Genomic DNA, 17,910 nt, shown 5'->3' with positions numbered 1-17,910 from the left:
TCAAACCACTTCTCAGCGCTTAAAAAAAAGTCGCAACACATGTATGTGCTGCGACTTTCAGATCTTCACAGGGGACGTGAAGGGCTTGATGTGATGCCGATAGCCGGAGCCGCTAGCATCACAGGAAGTCAGTGTCGGCGTCAGGCCGCGCCGTAGCCGCCGCCACCCGGTGTTTCCATGACAAAGACGTCGTTAGGGTGCACGTCGATGGCATCGTTGCCGCGCAACTCAATCACGGTTCCATCCGCTCGCACGAGCGCATTGCGCCCGCAGGCCCCGTCACCGCCACCTGCCGCGCCTTGCGGCGGAACCTGACGATGCGAGGTGAGCACGGTGGTGGTCATGTCCTCAAGGAAGCGCAGTTTGCGGATAATCCCATTGCCGCCTTTATGCGCGCCCGTCCCACCGGAGCCGTGACGGATCGAGAACTCGTCAATCCGCACAGGGAAGCGCCACTCCAGAACCTCAGGATCGGTCATCCAGGTGTTGGTCATATGGGAATGGACCGCGTCGGTGCCATCGAATGTTGGCCCGGCACCGGTGCCGCCACAGATGGTTTCATAGTTCTGGAACGTTTCATTGCCCCAGATGTGGTTGTTCATCGTGCCTTGCGATCCTGCGATCACCCCCAAAGCGCCATAGAGCGCATCGGCGATCGACTGGCTCACTTCGGTGTTCCCCGCGATCACAGCCGCCGGATATTTCGGGTTGATCATCGTGCCTTCTGGGACATGGATATGGATCGGTTTGAGGCAGCCCGCGTTCATCGGGATGTCAGAGCCCACAAGCGTCCGGAAGACATAGAGCACCACCGCGTGACAGATCGAAATCGGCGCGTTGTAATTGCCAATGTCCTGCCGCGAAGTGCCGGTGAAATCGATCACCGCTTCACGAGCGGCGCGGTCCACCTTGATGTCCACCTCGATCTGCAGGCCGCTGTCGAGCTTGTAGATATTGTGACCATCTTTGAGCGCGCCCAGAACACGGCGCACGCTTTCTTCGGCGTTGTCCTGAACATGGCGCATATAGGCCTGCACCACCTCGATCCCGAATTGTTTGACCATCTTGCGGACCTCTGTCGCGCCCGTTTCGTTGGCCGCAATCTGGGCCGCAAGGTCGGCCATGTTATTGTCGATATTGCGGCAGGGATATTTGCCGGAACCGAGCAATTCACGGGTCGCAGTTTCGCGGAATGTCCCCTGATCGACCATTTTGAAATTGTCGATCAGAACGCCTTCCTCATCGATATGCGTCGAATCGGGCGGAGCGGACCCCGGGGTACGCCCACCGATATCGGCGTGGTGTCCGCGCGAACCGACATAGAACAAAATGTCCTTGCCCGCTTCGTCGAAGACCGGCGTGATCACTGTCACATCGGGAAGGTGTGTGCCGCCGTTGAACGGTGCGTTGAGCATAAAGACATCGCCCGCTTTGATCTTTCCGGCATTCTCGCGAATGACGGTGCGCACGGATTCACCCATCGAGCCAAGGTGCACCGGAACGTGCGGGGCGTTGGCGACCAATTCGCCTTCCGGATCGAACAGGGCGCAGGAGAAATCCAGACGCTCTTTGATGTTCACCGAGAAAGCTGTGTTGGCAAGCGTCGCGCCCATCTGTTCGGCGATCGACATGAAGAGATTCGAAAAAACCTCAAGCATCACCGGATCGGCATCCGTGCTGATCGCCTCGGCATTGCGGCGCGGCGTGGTGCGGTCGAGCACGAGATTGCCCCAGGCATCCACTGTGGCACTCCAACCGTCTTCGACGATGTTGGTCCCCGTCGGTTCGGTAATGATTGCCGGCCCGGACACGGTCTGACCGCAAAGCAATTCTTCGCGCTTGTAGAGCGGGGCCTGACGCGGCGCGCCACCAAAACGAATTTCAACCTCGGCGGCGGCGGTGGGAAGAGTGTCCACCTTCTCGCTCTTGGTTTCGCTGACCTCTTCGGTCATGCCGATGGCCTCAACCGAAAGCGCCTCGATCACCATGTCGCGCTCTGGCTCGGCAAAGCCGTATTTGGAACGGTGGATGTCTTCGAAGCCCGCACGCATCTCTGCCACGGTTCCAAACGGCACTTCGAGCGAGAGATGCGAACCGGCATAACGCAAATGCGCCACTTGCAGGACGGAGATCTTGTCTGCGTCAACGCCCTGATCAGCCACTTCGCTCACGGTCTGATCCATCAGGATTGCGATCTGATCCTTGGCGACAGAAAGCGCCGCCTCAGCCAGCGGCTGGCTGAATTGTGCCTGCCGAAGGGCGCGAATCTCCGCGAGCCCCATGCCGTAAGCCGAAAGCACACCTGCGAAGGGGTGCAGGAAAACTCGATTCATGCCCAGTGTATCCGCAACGAGGCACGCGTGTTGACCGCCGGCACCGCCGAAACTGCAAAGCGTATAGCCGGTGACATCATAACCGCGCTGAACCGAGATCTTCTTGATCGCGCTGGCCATGTTTTCGACGGCGATTCGCAGGAAGCCCTCGGCAACATCCTCGACGCGCATTTGTGCTTCGCCTGTTTCTTGAGCGATGTGCGCAGCGAGTGCCTCGAATTTCTCCCGCACGACATCGACCGCCAGAGGTTCGTCGGCATTGGGACCGAACACGCGCGGGAAGTGATCGGGCTGAAGTTTCCCCAGAAGAACGTTACAATCGGTGACCGTGAGCGGACCGCCACGGCGGTAGCACGCAGGCCCGGGGTTGGCGCCGGCGCTTTCCGGGCCGACCTGGAAACGACCGTCGCGGAAACTCAGGATCGACCCGCCACCGGCGGCAACGGTGTGAATGCTCATCATCGGCGCGCGCATCCGCACACCGGCGACTTCGGTCTCGAAGGAACGTTCATAGGTGCCTGCATAGTGACAGACATCTGTGGAGGTACCGCCCATGTCGAAACCGATCAGTTTTTCATGACCAGCCTGCTGCGCGGTTTTGACCATGCCGACAACGCCGCCTGCAGGTCCCGACAGAATCGCGTCCTTGCCCTGGAACATCGAGGCATCGGTCAGGCCACCGCTGGATTGCATGAACAGAAGCTGTTTCTTGTCGTCGTTTTCCCCCGCATCGAGCGCGGAGCGGACCTGCTCCACATACCGGCGCAAAATCGGCGAGAGGTAGGCGTCGACCACTGTGGTGTCGCCGCGGCTGACGAGTTTCATCAGCGGGCTGGTCTCATGGCTCGTGGAAATCTGTTCGAACCCGACTTCGCGAGCAATCTCAGCAGCTTGCTTCTCGTGCTCGGGGTTCTTGTAGCCGTGCATAAAGGCAATAGCGACCGAGCGGATGCCGTCGTCATAGGCGGCTTGCAACGCGGCCTTGGTGGCGTCGAGATCGATCGGAGTGAGGACGGTGCCGTCCATATCGAGGCGCTCGGAGACCTCGGCTGCGGTTTCGTAGAGCATCTCTGGCAATTTGATGTGCAGATCAAAGATGCGCGGGCGGTTCTGGTAGCCGATGCGCAACAGATCACCGAATCCCTTGGTGATCAGCAGGAGAGTCCGGTCGCCGTTGCGTTCAAGAAGCGCATTTGTGGCCACGGTCGTTCCCATTTTCACGGCATTGATCTGCCCCGGCGGGATTGTCGCATCCCCTTGGACGCCGAGCAGGTCACGGATGCCCTGCACCGCTGCATCCTTATATTGTTCAGGATTTTCAGACAGAAGCTTATGGGTCAGGAGATTCCCATCGGGCTTGCGCGCCACGATGTCGGTGAAGGTGCCGCCACGGTCAACCCAGAATTGCCACATTGTCTTTCTCCATATTACTCCGGGCTGAAATGAGCGCCGGTTGTTGCCGCGTCAGATCGTTCTGACGTCCCTGTTTGACGGCGACATCATGTGTTTTCGTCGCCTTGTGACTAATTATTATACTTCGTGTATTTAAAAGAGAAGCATTTTCTTCAACTGTCGCGAATTCGTTGCAAAGCGCTTGACCAATGGTCGGAAACGTGTACCGTCTATTTTAAATACTACGTGTATATAACAGGAGAGACAGATGCGGGCCTATCAGCTCAACGCCTATGGGGCACCCGAAACTCATCAGCTTCAGGAGGTCGAGTCTCCGACGAACAAAGCCGATGAGGTGGTCATCCGGACTGAGGCGATCGGCCTCAACTATCCAGATCTGCTGATGGTGCAGGGGCTGTATCAGAAGCGCCCCGAGCCGCCCTTCATTCCGGGCCGCGACAGTGCAGGAACCGTGGTTTCGGTTGGTGAAAATGTGACCGATTTCAAACCGGGCGACAAGGTGGTGGCACAAACGTTCAGCGGTGCGTTCGCCGAACTCGTGACCGCGCCCGTGACCCGGGTCTTCCATCGTCCGGACGGCGTCTCAGCCGTGGATGCTGCGGGTGGGATCACGGTCTTCAACACAGCCTATGTGGCCGTTTCGATCCGCGCAGGCGTAAAGGCCGGTGACCGCGTCGTTGTGACGGGTGCTGCGGGCGGTGTCGGTGCCGCAGCGGTGCAAGTCGCGCGCAATCTCGGGGCAGATGTGGTCGCAATTGTGTCGTCTGAGGCGAAAGCACAGCATGCTCTCGCCAGCGGCGCAAACAAGGCACTCACCATTGCAGATCGAACCGAGGAAGGTCTCAAAACCTTCTTCAAAAACGAGGTTCGCACTGTATGGGGCGATGATCGCGGCGCCGATGTGATGGTCGATACGGTCGGTGGCGCCATGTTCACTGCAGGCCTGCGGGCCCTTGGATTTGCGGGCCGCCTGGTAGTCGTGGGCTTTGCCTCAGGTGACATTCCCTCCGCCAAGACGAACTACCTGCTCTATAACAACCTGTCGGTGATGGGTGCCCCTCTCGATATTCATTTCGACCATGCCCTTGAGCAGATGCGCGCGGGGACCGATTGGTGGCTGAGTCTCATGTCAGAGGGCAAAGCGGTGGCCAATGTCACTAAGACCATTCCTTTCACCGAGTTGATGCAAGGGCTACAGGACATTCGCGACCAGAAAGTCGTGGGCAAAATCGTCGTCACTCTTGATCCGGCGGACTGATCCATGCCTATGACCCCCGACTTCCATCCCTTTCGCCAGAACGACGCGCTGATGAATGCCATCGGCGTGGCAGAGTTGGCAGAAACGGAAACCGGGGTGGTGCTCAGGATTTCAGCGAACACCGTCGCCGCAAATCCTCTGGGCATTCTTCACGGCGGGATGCTTTCGACGATTTCCGACGTGGGCATGTACGAAGCCGCAAAGCTGAGTTTCGCGGCAGATTGCGTCACACTTGCGCAAGAGATGAAATTCCTGCGCGCCGGTCGTTTGGGCGCCCCTGTCGATGTGATCTGCAAGGTACTGAAACCCGGACGCAACATCGCCTTTACCACCGCCGATATCTGGCAAAACGATAAGCTCATCGCAACCTCAGCGGCGCAATACTCAAAGCTTCCAAGCACGGTCCCCTAGGGGGCCGCGGCTCCGTCTCGGTCCCGACAAGAGGGCCAGACACCTGGACAAAACAATAAATGAGCCGCGAAGCGGCCGCCCAACAGTAAGAGGACTAGAAATGACTGCTCTGCTCGCCGAGCAGGTCTTGAATGGCCTGCAGCTAGGTGTGTTGCTGTTCCTGATCGCAGCCGGATTGACGCTGATCTTCGGCGTCATGGATTTCATAAACCTAAGCCACGGCTCCCTGTTCATGCTTGGTGCCTATCTCTCGGTCACCTTTATGGGGGTGTTCGGGAATTTCTTCGCCGCGATTCTTGGCGCCTGTCTTGTGGTTTTCGTCATCGGGGTGCTGTTCGAAGTCCTTTTGGTCCGGCATCTCTACAACCGCAGCCACCTCGACCATGTGCTCGTCACCTTCGGGATGATCCTCTTTGCCAATGAGGCAGTGAGCCTGATCTGGGGGTCTGTGCCGATTTTCTCTGGTCTGCCCGAAGCGCTGTCTTCGCAGGTCAATCTCCCCTTTGGCATTGCGTACCCGTCTTACCGGCTTTTGGTGATCTTCTCGGGCATCGTCTTGGCTGGGGGGCTGTTCTTCCTGATCAACCGCACCCGTATCGGGATGTTGGTGCGGGCGGGCGCCTCCAACCGCACGATGGTGTCGGTCTTGGGGGTGAACATCAAACTGCTTTACACGCTCGTCTTCGGGCTCGGGGCCCTGCTGGCCGCCTTCGCGGGGGCCATGGCCGGACCGTTGCTGTCCGTGCAACCCGGGATGGGGGAAGCCATCCTGATCCAGTCTTTTGTCGTCGTGGTGATCGGCGGCCTCGGGTCGATCAATGGTGCGCTCGTCGCGGCCCTGATCGTCGGGCTGATCGACACGATTGGGCGGGCTTTTCTGCGCGATATTCTGGGCTTTGTCCTCTCGCCCAGTGTGGCCAGCGAAGCGGGTCCTGCGCTGTCTTCAATGTTGATCTATATTCTTATGGCCGTGGTGCTCTTTTTCCGCCCCGAAGGCCTTGTGCCGATGCAGAAACGGAGCTGATCACATGGGACGTTTCGATCTTCAAACTCTCCTCGTGCCACTCATCGCTGTGGCGATCGGCCCGATCTATGCGCTGATAACTGGCGATACCTATGTGCTTCATGTTTTTGAACGCGCGTTGATATTTGCGGTGGCTGCGGCCAGTCTCAATCTCATCCTCGGCTTTGGCGGCATGGTCAGCTTTGGTCACGCGGTCTTCATCGGGTTGGGCGCATATGCGACCGGTATATTGTCCAACGCCGACATCACCTCGCTCTGGGTGCATGTGCCGGTCGTGCTGGCCGTCTGTGGCATGGTGGCCTTGGTGATCGGTCTGATCGCGCTCCGGACCACGGGGGTGCATTTCATCATGATCACGCTCGCTCTGGCGCAAATCTTTTACTACACGGCAGTGTCCTCGTCGAAGTTTGGTGGGGATGATGGTCTGGTCATCAATGAACGCAGCACGATCTTCGGATTTTACGATCCCTGGTCCACGTGGCACTTCTACGGCTTCATTGCGATCTTTGCGCTCGTGCTGATCTGGATCACGACGGCGATCGTCAATTCGGATTTCGGCCTGCGCCTTCTGGCGACCCGCGAAAATTCCCAGCGGGCCGGGGCCCTTGGCTTTCACGTCTTCGGAACGCGCCTGCTGGCCTTTGTCCTCTCGGGGATGATCTGCGGGCTGGCGGGGCTGATGCTCGCAAACCAATCCGAATTCGCGACACCGGGTTATGCAAGCTGGCAGCGCTCCGGTGAGCTTCTGGCCATTGTGATCTTGGGCGGTGTGGGGCTGCGGATGGGAGCGGTCTACGGCGCGTTCGTTTTTATCCTGCTCGAACATGCGCTGGCTTCGTTCACCAATCACTGGCCTTTTTTCTTCGGCCCGGTCCTGATCCTCGTGGTGCTGTTTTTGCATCGTGGCGTGGGGGGCTTGGTGGAGCGGGTGTTCCATCTCAAACGCACGAAGACCCCTGATTTCGAGGAGGCGCACTGATGACACAGACCGCAGTATCCAAAGCCATCCAGCCTGCGCTTCAACTGACGGATATCACCGTGCGTTTCGGTGGCATCCTGGCACTGAACAATGTGAACTTGTCGCTGCAACCGGGAGAAATTCACGCGCTTATCGGCCCCAATGGAGCAGGTAAGACGACGCTTGTTTCGGTGTTGTCGGGTGAGTTGACGCCGAACACAGGGACAGTTGCGATTGGGGGAGAGAACATCAGCCATCTCAAACCCTATCAACGCGCGCGACGTGGTCTATTGCGGACATATCAGCTCACCGCGCTGTTCCAGCATATTCCATTGCGCCAGAACATACTGTTGAGCCTTGAAGCACGTGATCGCGCGCGGCTTTCGCTCGTGGATCTGGTGGGATTTGGGGCAACAAAGCGTTATGAGGCCGAGATTGATGCGGTGCTTGAGGATTTCAGCCTGACGGCCAAAGCCGATGCTGTTCCTGCCTCCCTGTCGCATGGCGATCGGCGGCGGCTTGAGCTTGCTATGGCGATTATTTCGGAGCCGTCGATCCTGTTGCTCGACGAACCCTTGGCAGGGCTTTCCACGGCCGATGCGCTTGCGCTTGTCGAGATGATTCAACACCGTTTGCGCGGTAAGACCCCAATCCTGTTGATCGAGCACGATATGGACGCGGTTTTCAGCCTCGCCGACGAAATCACCGTGATGGTGAACGGTAATGTGCTGATGACAGGCACGCCTGAGGCAGTGCGCAATTCGGCGGAAGTACAAGCCGCTTATCTTTCGGATGAGGATGATTTCTGATGCTGACCTTCGACCGCGTTTCCGCCAGCTATGAAGACAGTCAGGTCCTCTTTGATCTCGAATTGGAAGTCGAAAGCGGTACTGTGACGACGCTATTGGGCAAGAATGGGATGGGCAAAACCACGACCATCCGCACGCTCTTTGGTCTCACTGACAAGATCAAAGGCGATATTGTCCTCAATGGCACACGGATCAACGGGCTTGCCCCCCATAAGATCGCCAATATGGGGGTCGCGTTGGTCCCCGAGGGTCGTCAGGTCTTTCCGACTTTGACCGTGGTTGAAAACCTAGTTGCGACGGCGCGCGCGAATGCCGCGAAAGAGCGCAAAATTGAGATGGACAAGATCTACGCATTGTTTCCACGATTGGCGGAGCGCAAATCATCTTTTGCCAATCTTCTGTCGGGTGGGGAGCAACAGATGCTCGCCATCGGACGGGCGCTGATGACCAAGCCGAGGTTTCTTATTTTGGACGAAGCGACGGAAGGTCTCGCTCCTGTTGTCCGGCGCGAAATCTGGATGGCGCTGCAGGCGCTCAAGGCCGAGGACCTGACCATTCTTGTGATCGACAAGAGTCTCAAGCCGCTCTGCAAGCTCGGCGATCGCCACAACATTCTGCAAAAGGGGGCGCTGGCATGGTCCGGCGACTCGGCGGAACTGGCCGATCCCGAGAGCGAAGCGCGACGCTGCCTGTCGCTTTAAGTGCCCAAACGGTGCGCCCCGATCACGGGTCGCGCCATATCGCCGCATTTTTGGGCACATGCCAGAAAAATGAGGCGAAGAAAACAAGAAGCCGGACAGCGCGCTTTCTATTTTTATACTTAAAGTATTTAATGAATGCAGCCGCTAACCTGGCACCGACAACAAGGATCTGAGATGACAAAGCCGATCGACCTGGCCACATGTGAGACCCATTTCTGTGAGATGGACGACGGGGCAAAAATTGCCTTTCGTCGCTGGTCTGGTCCCAAAGACAAGCGCATCGTGATCTCGCACGGAAACGGGTTGGCCGTAGACGGATTTGCCGAATTCGGCGCAGCGCTTGCGGCAGAATTCGAAGTCGTAGCCTTCGATATGCGCAATCATGGCTTGAGCCCGCAGGGCCCGCATCCTGTCGACCCCTGGCCCCGCTACATTGCGGATATTCCGCTGATCTATAAAGCCATTTCGGAAACCTTCGGAGAGAAAGAAACGCATGGCGCGTTTCACTCCATGGCGTCGGCCTGCACTCTCATCGCTCAATCACTGACTCCAAGCCCTTGGGCGACATTGACCCTTTTTGAACCTCCGGTACGCCCGGCGGTTCAATCGGATGTTATGGAAAACTTCGATCAGATTCAGGTATCGATGTCGGCGCGTGCCGCGAAACGACGCCGGACGTTCCCCTCCCCCGCAAAACTCGCCGCCTCCTTTGAGCGGGCCCCGAGTTTTGCGGGGATTTCCAAATCTTCGATTGAGCGTCTCGCGGCGGGCTCCGTGTTTGAGAACGGTGCCAATCCCGAGGAGCCGTGGGAGCTTGTGCTCATGCCCGAGGCGGAGGCGCTCAATTTCATCAAGGCCAATGACCTGCACCAGTATTGGGACGGCCTGTCGAATGTGAAAACGCCTGTTCAGATCATCACAGGAGATCGTGCAAGCCATGACATGCCCTATCTGACCGACATTGCAGAGATCATGGCGATGCAGTTCGGTTTTCCGATCACGCCGGTGGCGGGCACCAACCATTTCATGCAGCTGCAAGAGCCTGAGCTCTGCGCAAAGCATGTCTTTGACTTCGTGAAGAAAAATAAAAGCGGGAAACATCCCGCAGATAACCAAGCATAAGCGCGCAAGGGAGAAAACGAATGCTTCCAAATACACAATCCCCGACGCCCGTCCAGCCACAGCGGTTCGAGACCATACTCGAAGCGCTGCGATACTGGACGTCCGTCCAACCCGAGGCACTGGCCGTCGACACCCACGATCACGGCAGCCTGAGCTATGCCGAACTCTTGGATCAGGCCGAAGCACTCGCTGCCGGGCTTCAGGCTCTGGGGCTTAAAACCGGCGATCGCGTTGCGATTCAGATCCCGTCTTCTCCGGAATTTGTGACCGCCTATTTCGCTTGCCAAATCTCCGGATGCGTCCTCACGACCTATCACATGCCCTACCGTCAGGAAGAGCTTCGCCCGCTGGTGAAGTTCTCGCGTCCGAAAGCGGTTCTGACAGCGCGGGTCGGTAAATACAACGGCCCGGAAACGATGGCACTTCTGGCGGCTGAAACGGGCACGATGGACCATATCATCGTTGTCGGCTGTGAGGCATCCGAGGGTGAGATTTGCTACCAAACGCTGATTGACGAAAACCGCGGCAAGCCGCTGCCTCCGGTGCCGACGGCCAATGGCGAATTGGCGCTCTGCTTCACCTCCGGGACCTCGGCAGCGCCGAAAGCGGTGCTGCGCACGCAGGACATCATCACTGAAAACGCGCGTCTCTTTTCGGAAATGCTCTCGATGACAGAGGCTGACCGGATCATGATTGCGCCGCCGCTCACCCATGTGTTCGGCCTCTCCTGTGCCGGGAATGCGATTTATTCCGGCGCAGCCATTGTTCCGATCCCGCTGTTTTCGCCCGAGATCTACGCACACTACCTGACAGATATGGCCCCCACCGTGGTTTACTCCGCACCTGCGCACCTTGCCGCCACGCTCAAAAGCGGTGCCATGGAGAACAAGCCGCCTGTCACTGTGCGCGATGTGATCGTTGGTGGCTCGATCTGTCCGCCGAAAGTTGCAGAGGCCTTTGAAGCGCTGTTGCCCAATGGCCGTGTGGGCAATTTGTTCGGCATGACCGAAATGGCGCTCGCGACCCAGACCGACCCCAACGATCCGCCGGAAATCCGGCATGGCACCGTCGGGAAACTCGCCAAGGGTCTCAATATTCGGATCATGAGCCGAGAAGGTGTTGAACTGCCCGTTGGGCAAGAGGGTGAAATGCAGCTTTCGGGGTATTCCGTGCTTGGCGAATATCATGAAAACCCCGCCGCCAATGAAAGCGCCTTTACGGAAGACGGCTGGTTCCGCACCGGGGATCTCGCCATGCTCGACGAAGCGGGTAATATCATGATCACAGGCCGGTCGAAGGACATCATCAATCGTGGCTCGATCAAGATTAACCCGTCCGACATCGAGAGCCTTGTGGATGCGCACCCGTCGGTTGTGCAATCGGCGCTCGTGCCGATGCCCGACCCGGTTCTGGGTGAGCGTATCTGTGCCTATGCGGTTCTCAAGGCTGGAGAAACTCTCGATCTGCCGCAACTTTGTGAGTTCCTCGAAAGCAAGCATATTGGGAAGATGCGGTGGCCCGAGCGCCTTGAAATCCTGGATGAAATGCCGATGACCCCCACGCGCAAGATCATCAAGCCCGTGTTGGTTGCCGATATTCGCAAAAAGCTTGAGGATGAAGAGGCCTGAGACCGGCACGTCCGCTTTCTGGCATAGCGAAAAGGCGGCCCGACAGCATGAACTTGCGGTCGGGCCGCCTTTCTAAATATATAAGATGAGTTTTTAAGACGCTCTGCGCCTTGATTATGATTGGATGGCCGCAGGGACAGAGAAATAATAAGCGCAGTAGGTGCAGTGAGGAGAGGTTGGACATGGCGAAAACGAAGATCACCAATGCCGAGGAGAGCTTCGGTCTCGCCGAGATCGAAAAACGCGGAAAGCGCGGGCGTCCACGCGGACAGGCAACGCAGACCGTCTACGACGCCTTGCGTGACGAGATTTTGACACTCGAGGCTAAGCCGGGTGCCTATCTCGACGAAACCCTGCTGGAAAAACGCTTCGGCGTCTCCCGCACCCCTATTCGCGAAGCCCTGATCCGCCTGCAATCCGATCGGCTCGTACGGTTTTCCGCCAATCGCGGCCATTTTGTCGAACTGATCAGCATCGAGGAGGTTCCCCGCATCTTCGAGGCAATGGATCTCTATCAGGCGGCTGTTCTGCGCCTTGCCACGCAGTGCCATACGCCAAAGATTTTGCAGGAACTGCATGAGATAAACGAAGCATATCTCGCCGCAGCGGATGCCTACGACCATAAAACCATGACAGAAATGAACCATCGGTTCCATTTGCGGATCGGCGAAGCCTCCGGCAACAGTTTCTTGGCCGAGGCCTATACAACGGCGTTGAATTATACACTTCGGTTGACCTATCTGATGTTTGAAAAGGCGCGCAGCCAGCCCAGTGTGCGCGATGGCTATTATCATCGCGTCTATGACGAGCACAAAGAAATGCTTGCTCTTATTGAGCAAGGCGAGGCAGACAAGCTTGAGGAACTCAGCAAAATACACACGCAGCTGTTCTGTGATCGGGTCGCGGAATTCGTGCACGAACGAGAAGCGTTTCGTTCGAAGCCGACCGATTTCTTCGCCAATCGACTAGGTTGAGCCCGCGAGCGATACGCGTAAGAGAGGGCAAAGCCAATGGCGTCCACAACGATAAAAACCGGACTGGATTACGGGTTGCGCGACTATCTCGACGAGGGCCCATATGGGCGCCGTCAAACCATTGACGCTGCGGCGGCGCTGTTTCGCGAGAGAGGCTTTGCTGCCGTCTCCATGAGCGAGATCGCGGCCGCCGTAGGGCTGTCCAAGCCGGGTCTCTATCATCATTGGCCGAGCAAGGATACGATCCTGCATGTAATTGCGCAGCTCTCGGGTGAGATCCTGCTGAACCATCTCGATGCGGTTGAACAGAATAAAACAGCGGCCGGTCCGAAGCTTCATCACTATGTGATTTCCCGTCTCGAAGCCGTCGCGCAGCACCAGGACCTTTTCACAGTGACCTGGCAGGAGCGCGCAATCTTGGGCACCCGTACCTTCGAAGGTCTGACGCGCATGGCCGAAGATTACCGTCGCCGCGTGCGCGCGCTTATTGATGCCGCCAAAGTCGAAGGGACCATCAAACCCGATGTCGACAGCCACCTCTTGATGCTGGCGCTCGACGGGATGACGGGGTGGGCCTATTTCTGGTATCGTCCGACAGGGAATTTTGACATCCGCGAAATTGGCGATGCGTTCTGGGCGATGTTGGGAATGGGTGTTCTGATGCCTGAAAGAACAGGTCAGGCCTAAACGCCACGGCTCATTCCGTTTCGGATTCGGTACTGTGATTTTGTGCACCCTCCCCTTTTCAGCCGGTTGATTTCTTAAAATCTGCCTAGAAAATGCGCAAAAATCGTGCGGGATTGCGAAACGCCTCAGAAGAAAATTGACAGGGGTCGGGAGAATTATAATACTGCATGTATATTACAGACCGACCAGTCGGTCGCTACTAAAGGGCTGAGGATCGGAGCACGGTATGCGTCGCAAGCGCGGCTTAGATGTCCCGAGGCTCAGACAAACGGCCCAAAGTCGAAACAACAGGAAAGGTGCATTGCGATGACAGACGCCAAAGCCCAAACTCCCGCAGAGGGCGGATGCCCCTTCTCGGGGTCTCCCAGCATCAATGAGATCACACTGCTTTCGCCAGACGCTCTCGAATGCCCATACCACGCCTATACCAAAGTGCGGGCTGAGGACCCTGTCCATTATCTGCCAGATCAAAACCTCTGGATCGTCAGCCGTTATGACGATGTGGATCAAGTCCTCTCAAATCCCGAGAAGTTTACCTCGAAAGAGGCTCTGTCGAGCGGCAACGCCTATCGCGATTTTCCCGCCGCACTTGAGGTTCTCAAAAAATCGAAGGCCCTGCCGCGTCAGCGCACGCTGATCCTCGCCGATCCGCCGGTTCACGCGTTCCACCGCAAAGTGGTTCAGCGCGCCCTCGCCCCCGCCAAAACTCTCCGCACCTTCGGGCCAACGATTAAAGAGCGCGTCAACGGCTTCATCGACCGCTTTGTCGATACGGGCCAGTTTGAATGCGTTTCCCAGTTTTCGATCCCGCTGCCAATGGCGCTGGTCAGCATGATTTTCGACGTGACCGAAAAAGAGGTCTACGAAATGAAGGGCTGGTCGGACAATTTCTTTTCCGCGCTGACCGGCCATGTGCCGGAAGAGACGGTCATGAATGCCGCTCTTGATACGCTTGTGTTCGAAGATTTCGTACTCGGACGCATGAAGAAGGCCCGCACCGAAGGCTCCGACTGTTTTATCGGCAAGCTTCTCGACAAACCCGAAGACGAACGCCCGCTGACCGATGCCGAAGTGATCAACATCTGTTCTCAGGTGCTCGTCGGCGGTAACGAGAGCACGATCAACTTCATCTCGAACCTCGTCTATGCCATTGCCACGACAGAGGGCCTCGAAGACCGCCTGCGCAACGAACAGGACCTGTTGCAGAACTTCCTCGAAGAGAACCTGCGCCATGAAGCGCCGCTGCAATCCATGTACAGGATCGCACTTGAGCCCGTCGAAGTGGGCGGTGTCAGCATCCCCGCCGGCGCGAAGCTCATGCTCAACTTCGGGTCGGCCAACCGTGACGAGGCCTATTACGACAATGGCGAGGTGCTCGACGTCGATCGTGACAACCGCGAGACGCTGCATATGGCGTTTGGCCGCGGCATCCACGCCTGTGCCGGTCAGACGATTGCCCGCCGCGAAGGGATGATTGCCATCCGCGTGCTGCTTTCGCGGGTGAAAAACCTGCGGATTGCCGAAGGGACCACCCCGGAGCGCAACCCGCTGTTCGGTGTGCGCGGGTTCAAGACCCTGCACATTGCCTTTGATGTTATCCCCCAAACCGAAGACGCCTGAGGAGGTCTTACAATGCCCAAAGTAACTGTCGATATGGACCTGTGCGAATATCACGGCCAATGTGTGTTCGTCGCCCCGAAAGAATTCTGGTTCGATGAGGATGATGAGCTGCGTTACTCCGAGAACGTGCCGGAAGCAGATCGCGCCCGCGTCGAAAAAGCCGCAAAAGCCTGCCCGCAGCTTGCCATCAAGGTGGAATGAGTGATGGAGACCTGCGAACGATTTGTCATCGTCGGCGCTTCCCTCACGGGTCTGCGCGCGGCGGAAGCGCTTCGTGACAACGGCTATAAGGGCGACATCACCCTCGTGGGGGATGAAGCGCACCGACCCTATAATCGTCCGCCGCTCTCCAAACAAATCCTCACCGGGAGCCAGTCCTTCGAGGAACTGTTCTTTCCGGTTGAGGATAATCTTGAGCTGACATGGCGCCTTGGTGCCGCCGCAACAGGTCTCGATATTGCCGGGCGTCAGATCACGCTGGCTGATGGTGAGGTATTGCCATATGACCGTTTGCTCATTGCCACCGGCGTGACGCCTTTCGTGCCGCCGATCCCCAATGTCGGGCTTTCAGGCATCTACACGCTGCGCACCATTGACGACGCCAAGGCCATGAGCGCAGAAATGCAACCGGGCAAAAAGATCGCGATTGTCGGTGCCGGGTTTATTGGCTGCGAAGTGGCCGCAAGCGCAAAGATGCGGGACCTCGACGTCATCGTGATCGACCAGATGGAACGCCCGATGGCGCGCGTTCTGCCGTCGGAAATTTCAAAACTCTTCAGCGATGTCCATCAAGAGGAAGGCGTCCGCTTCCGTTTCGGAGCGCGCGTGACCGGATTTGAGGGCACCGAACATGTCACGGGCGTTGCTCTGGAAGGTGGCGAGACCATTAAGGCCGATCTCGTGCTCGTGGCCGTCGGATCTAAGGCCGCGACGGAGTGGCTTGAGAATTCGGGGTTGGATTTGCGCAATGGGGTGGTTTGTGATGACCGGTGTCTTGCTCGGAACGGCGGGGGTCGGATTGCGGCTGCCGGCGATATTGCAATCTGGCCGCATCCGGCCTTTGAGAATGCAGAAATACGCATAGAGCACTGGACCAATGCGACTGAGCAAGGAGCCGCTGCGGCGCTGACGCTGATCGGGGCGCGTGAGGGGAGCTATGTGCCGCTTCCATCTTTTTGGTCAGATCAATTCGCGCTCAAGCTTCAGTCAATCGGTCGTCCCGCGGATGCTGATCGCATTGACGTGGTTGCGGGCGCTCTTGAGGATCGGAAATTCCTCGCAGAATGCTGGAAAGACAACACACTGGTTGGTGCAATAGCGATCAATATGGCGCCTAAACTCGCGAGATACCGTCGTCAAATGGAAGAAGACTATCGCACGAGATACCAAGCACATACATAACTGTGGCTCTGGCTCATACCTTGCTGAAAATGTCGGTTTTTGGATGTGCATGGTCAGCTTCTGACCCGGGGTTGCTGTGCTTTTTTCGGCTGTAGCCGCGATATTGGGTGTGTAATGCTCGAAGTATTCGATTTGACATTCGACTATTCCGGTGTCGTTGCTCTGCAAGTCGAATTTGGCGTGATCACCACGATTATCGGTGCCAACAGCGCCGGGAAATCGACACCGCTCAAGGCAATCTCCGGTTCGTTCGCGCGAACCGGACAATAATGTCACTGTCTGTCGGCAAGATCACCCTGCCGGATATCCATGGGGTTTTGCCCTTCTCAGGTGTCCGCAATCCGATCACGGTGAGCAGCACATCCCATAAGACCAGCTTTACCTACAAAACGAAGGCCAATAGATGGCAACCCCGTGTTGGTTTGGCAGAGAGCGGCGCTGAATTGGCAGTGGCGGAGAAAACCCTCATCACTCCGGGTGTCGATGATGTCGAATTCCAGCCGGTGAGCTTCCCCTATCGCCACCCGACAGGGCGCACAGCATGGCATACTATCGATCAGCGGATCACTTTTGATTCTGGACTGCGCCGGTTTGTCTTCGTCCGCAATAGAGGCAGTCTTCTGAAGCCTTGGGTGCAAGACGAAATCGATGCAATCGTCGAGGCCGTGCCCGAAAGCGAAGCGCATGAATTTGCCGTCGTTGAGGCGGAGGCCTTCTCACGCCCCTACCGCGAAAACCTACGTCGGATGCCTTGCTTCTTGGCCTTCGAGCCCGATCCCGTTGCGGATGTCATGGTCGAAGATACCATCGAACGTTTGAGGACGCTTTGGCGGATGCGATCTTATCTCGCATCTCGACATCACGCCCCATCGGATTTTCCGGGCCTGCCTTCGTCTGATCGCAGCCAACAGGCTTCAGGCCAATCTCAACGCCGTCATCTGCTTTAACTCCCGTATCTGGAGGCCACAGTCATGAAGCTGAATTCCGTTATTCCCGCAGGCTTGCAGTTGAAGTTGTCTGGCAAAAGCAGGGTTTTGTATCCTAACGGCGATGGGCACTACCGCGCCGAACATGCCGATAGCGGTCGCGTGGAAATCATCACCTATAATGAGGCACTGTCCTGGCTCAGGCGGCCTGATTGTTCCAGCATCGGTCAGCTGACAACGAGTTCCGCGGCAGCAAGAGTGCGCAACGGTGGCCGACACTACCGCGAACAGCGCTCCGAGGAACTTCAGGATCAGATCGATTTTCGGAGGGCGCTTTGCCTGGGCATTGATCATTTGGAGCAATCCGGGGTCAAAGTGACGCCGACATCCATCGATCAACCTCATAACCAGCGGATCATCCGCGAAGTGGCGGGGCAAATCTATAAGACACGTCCGATTTCCTATGCGCTGCGCGGCGGCTCGACGAAAATGGTCGCCATACCGCCGCGAGGTTATAGGCAGCGCTATATCGAGTCTGGCTATGACGAGATGGCTCTGGCTGGTTCTCGTCCTGGATGTAGCGACCCGCATGCCACTGGCCTGGGTTCTGACGGATAGCCCGTCACAGCACGCAACGCTGGATGC

General features: G+C 57.4%; 17 protein-coding genes. 16 read left to right on the top strand and 1 reads right to left on the bottom strand.

Annotation, left to right across the window (positions count from 1 at the left end):
• Nucleotides 1-140: 140 nt before the first annotated feature.
• Nucleotides 141-3,746, bottom strand: coding sequence for a hydantoinase B/oxoprolinase family protein (locus V1475_RS04090; RefSeq protein WP_479411739.1), 3,606 nt, complete (start codon nt 3,744-3,746; stop codon nt 141-143).
• Between the two features lie 247 nt (nt 3,747-3,993).
• Between V1475_RS04090 and V1475_RS04085 the strand changes: the two genes are divergently transcribed.
• The 16 genes from V1475_RS04085 to V1475_RS04010 all read left to right on the top strand — a co-directional run bounded on the left by V1475_RS04085 (nt 3,994) and on the right by V1475_RS04010 (nt 17,883).
• Nucleotides 3,994-5,004 carry an NADPH:quinone oxidoreductase family protein gene (locus tag V1475_RS04085; protein WP_479411738.1) on the top strand — a complete coding sequence of 337 codons (1,011 nt, stop codon included), beginning with the start codon at nt 3,994-3,996 and terminating at the stop codon, nt 5,002-5,004.
• 3 nt (nt 5,005-5,007) lie between these two features.
• Nucleotides 5,008-5,415, top strand: coding sequence for a PaaI family thioesterase (locus V1475_RS04080; RefSeq protein WP_479411737.1), 408 nt, complete (start codon nt 5,008-5,010; stop codon nt 5,413-5,415).
• Nucleotides 5,416-5,515: 100 nt separating this feature from the next.
• On the top strand, nt 5,516-6,439 hold the full coding sequence (locus V1475_RS04075; RefSeq protein ID WP_479411736.1) for a branched-chain amino acid ABC transporter permease: 924 nt from the start codon (nt 5,516-5,518) through the stop codon (nt 6,437-6,439).
• Nucleotides 6,440-6,443: 4 nt separating this feature from the next.
• Nucleotides 6,444-7,418: a branched-chain amino acid ABC transporter permease gene (locus V1475_RS04070; RefSeq protein ID WP_479411735.1), complete on the top strand. Its 975-nt coding sequence runs from the start codon at nt 6,444-6,446 to the stop codon at nt 7,416-7,418.
• Complete coding sequence (locus tag V1475_RS04065) at nt 7,418-8,206, top strand: ABC transporter ATP-binding protein (RefSeq protein ID WP_479411734.1); 789 nt, start codon at nt 7,418-7,420, stop codon at nt 8,204-8,206. Before V1475_RS04070 ends, V1475_RS04065 begins: the two co-directional genes overlap by 1 nt.
• On the top strand, nt 8,206-8,907 hold the full coding sequence (locus V1475_RS04060; RefSeq protein ID WP_479411733.1) for an ABC transporter ATP-binding protein: 702 nt from the start codon (nt 8,206-8,208) through the stop codon (nt 8,905-8,907). Before V1475_RS04065 ends, V1475_RS04060 begins: the two co-directional genes overlap by 1 nt.
• A 135-nt stretch (nt 8,908-9,042) precedes the next feature.
• Nucleotides 9,043-10,029, top strand: a complete 987-nt coding sequence (locus tag V1475_RS04055; RefSeq protein ID WP_479411732.1) for an alpha/beta fold hydrolase — start codon at nt 9,043-9,045, stop codon at nt 10,027-10,029.
• Between the two features lie 20 nt (nt 10,030-10,049).
• Nucleotides 10,050-11,657 (top strand): class I adenylate-forming enzyme family protein, encoded by a 1,608-nt coding sequence (locus V1475_RS04050; RefSeq protein WP_479411731.1) that lies wholly within the window; start codon nt 10,050-10,052, stop codon nt 11,655-11,657.
• Between the two features lie 182 nt (nt 11,658-11,839).
• Nucleotides 11,840-12,631, top strand: a complete 792-nt coding sequence (locus V1475_RS04045; protein WP_479411730.1) for a GntR family transcriptional regulator — start codon at nt 11,840-11,842, stop codon at nt 12,629-12,631.
• A gap of 36 nt (nt 12,632-12,667) precedes the next feature.
• Nucleotides 12,668-13,318, top strand: coding sequence for a TetR/AcrR family transcriptional regulator (locus V1475_RS04040; RefSeq protein ID WP_479411729.1), 651 nt, complete (start codon nt 12,668-12,670; stop codon nt 13,316-13,318).
• A gap of 306 nt (nt 13,319-13,624) precedes the next feature.
• Nucleotides 13,625-14,938, top strand: coding sequence for a cytochrome P450 (locus V1475_RS04035; protein ID WP_479411728.1), 1,314 nt, complete (start codon nt 13,625-13,627; stop codon nt 14,936-14,938).
• Nucleotides 14,939-14,950: 12 nt separating this feature from the next.
• Nucleotides 14,951-15,139 carry a ferredoxin gene (locus tag V1475_RS04030; protein ID WP_479411727.1) on the top strand — a complete coding sequence of 63 codons (189 nt, stop codon included), beginning with the start codon at nt 14,951-14,953 and terminating at the stop codon, nt 15,137-15,139.
• A 3-nt stretch (nt 15,140-15,142) separates the two neighbouring features.
• Entirely contained in the window at nt 15,143-16,339 is a 1,197-nt protein-coding gene (locus V1475_RS04025) for an NAD(P)/FAD-dependent oxidoreductase (RefSeq protein WP_479413951.1), read from the top strand.
• 114 nt (nt 16,340-16,453) lie between these two features.
• Nucleotides 16,454-16,609, top strand: coding sequence for a hypothetical protein (locus V1475_RS04020; RefSeq protein ID WP_479411726.1), 156 nt, complete (start codon nt 16,454-16,456; stop codon nt 16,607-16,609).
• Entirely contained in the window at nt 16,609-17,286 is a 678-nt protein-coding gene (locus V1475_RS04015; RefSeq protein ID WP_479411725.1) for a hypothetical protein, read from the top strand. The genes V1475_RS04020 and V1475_RS04015 overlap by 1 nt, the downstream gene beginning before the upstream one ends.
• Nucleotides 17,287-17,310: 24 nt before the next feature.
• The gene (locus V1475_RS04010) at nt 17,311-17,883 is read left to right on the top strand and encodes a hypothetical protein (protein ID WP_479411724.1); all 573 of its coding nucleotides are present in this window, start codon (nt 17,311-17,313) and stop codon (nt 17,881-17,883) included.
• The last annotated feature ends 27 nt before the right edge of the window (nt 17,884-17,910 follow it).

Source organism: Celeribacter sp. SCSIO 80838 (assembly GCF_056498065.1).
The sequence above is the reverse complement of the archived record's forward strand: the minus strand, read 5'-3'. Positions and strand labels throughout refer to the sequence as shown.

What these genes read in the sequence shown, in the direction of transcription:
- V1475_RS04080 (WP_479411737.1), top strand. Translation starts at nt 5,008, where the DNA reads ATGCCTATGACCCCCGACTTCCATCCCTTTCGCCAGAACGACGCGCTG.
- V1475_RS04045 (WP_479411730.1), top strand. Translation starts at nt 11,840, where the DNA reads ATGGCGAAAACGAAGATCACCAATGCCGAGGAGAGCTTCGGTCTCGCC.
- V1475_RS04040 (WP_479411729.1), top strand. Translation starts at nt 12,668, where the DNA reads ATGGCGTCCACAACGATAAAAACCGGACTGGATTACGGGTTGCGCGAC.
- V1475_RS04020 (WP_479411726.1), top strand. Translation starts at nt 16,454, where the DNA reads ATGCTCGAAGTATTCGATTTGACATTCGACTATTCCGGTGTCGTTGCT.
- V1475_RS04075 (WP_479411736.1), top strand. Translation starts at nt 5,516, where the DNA reads ATGACTGCTCTGCTCGCCGAGCAGGTCTTGAATGGCCTGCAGCTAGGT.
- V1475_RS04055 (WP_479411732.1), top strand. Translation starts at nt 9,043, where the DNA reads ATGCAGCCGCTAACCTGGCACCGACAACAAGGATCTGAGATGACAAAG.
- V1475_RS04090 (WP_479411739.1), bottom strand. Translation starts at nt 3,746, where the DNA reads ATGTGGCAATTCTGGGTTGACCGTGGCGGCACCTTCACCGACATCGTG.
- V1475_RS04065 (WP_479411734.1), top strand. Translation starts at nt 7,418, where the DNA reads ATGACACAGACCGCAGTATCCAAAGCCATCCAGCCTGCGCTTCAACTG.
- V1475_RS04015 (WP_479411725.1), top strand. Translation starts at nt 16,609, where the DNA reads ATGTCACTGTCTGTCGGCAAGATCACCCTGCCGGATATCCATGGGGTT.
- V1475_RS04050 (WP_479411731.1), top strand. Translation starts at nt 10,050, where the DNA reads ATGCTTCCAAATACACAATCCCCGACGCCCGTCCAGCCACAGCGGTTC.
- V1475_RS04010 (WP_479411724.1), top strand. Translation starts at nt 17,311, where the DNA reads ATGAAGCTGAATTCCGTTATTCCCGCAGGCTTGCAGTTGAAGTTGTCT.
- V1475_RS04060 (WP_479411733.1), top strand. Translation starts at nt 8,206, where the DNA reads ATGCTGACCTTCGACCGCGTTTCCGCCAGCTATGAAGACAGTCAGGTC.
- V1475_RS04070 (WP_479411735.1), top strand. Translation starts at nt 6,444, where the DNA reads ATGGGACGTTTCGATCTTCAAACTCTCCTCGTGCCACTCATCGCTGTG.
- V1475_RS04085 (WP_479411738.1), top strand. Translation starts at nt 3,994, where the DNA reads ATGCGGGCCTATCAGCTCAACGCCTATGGGGCACCCGAAACTCATCAG.
- V1475_RS04035 (WP_479411728.1), top strand. Translation starts at nt 13,625, where the DNA reads ATGACAGACGCCAAAGCCCAAACTCCCGCAGAGGGCGGATGCCCCTTC.
- V1475_RS04025 (WP_479413951.1), top strand. Translation starts at nt 15,143, where the DNA reads ATGGAGACCTGCGAACGATTTGTCATCGTCGGCGCTTCCCTCACGGGT.
- V1475_RS04030 (WP_479411727.1), top strand. Translation starts at nt 14,951, where the DNA reads ATGCCCAAAGTAACTGTCGATATGGACCTGTGCGAATATCACGGCCAA.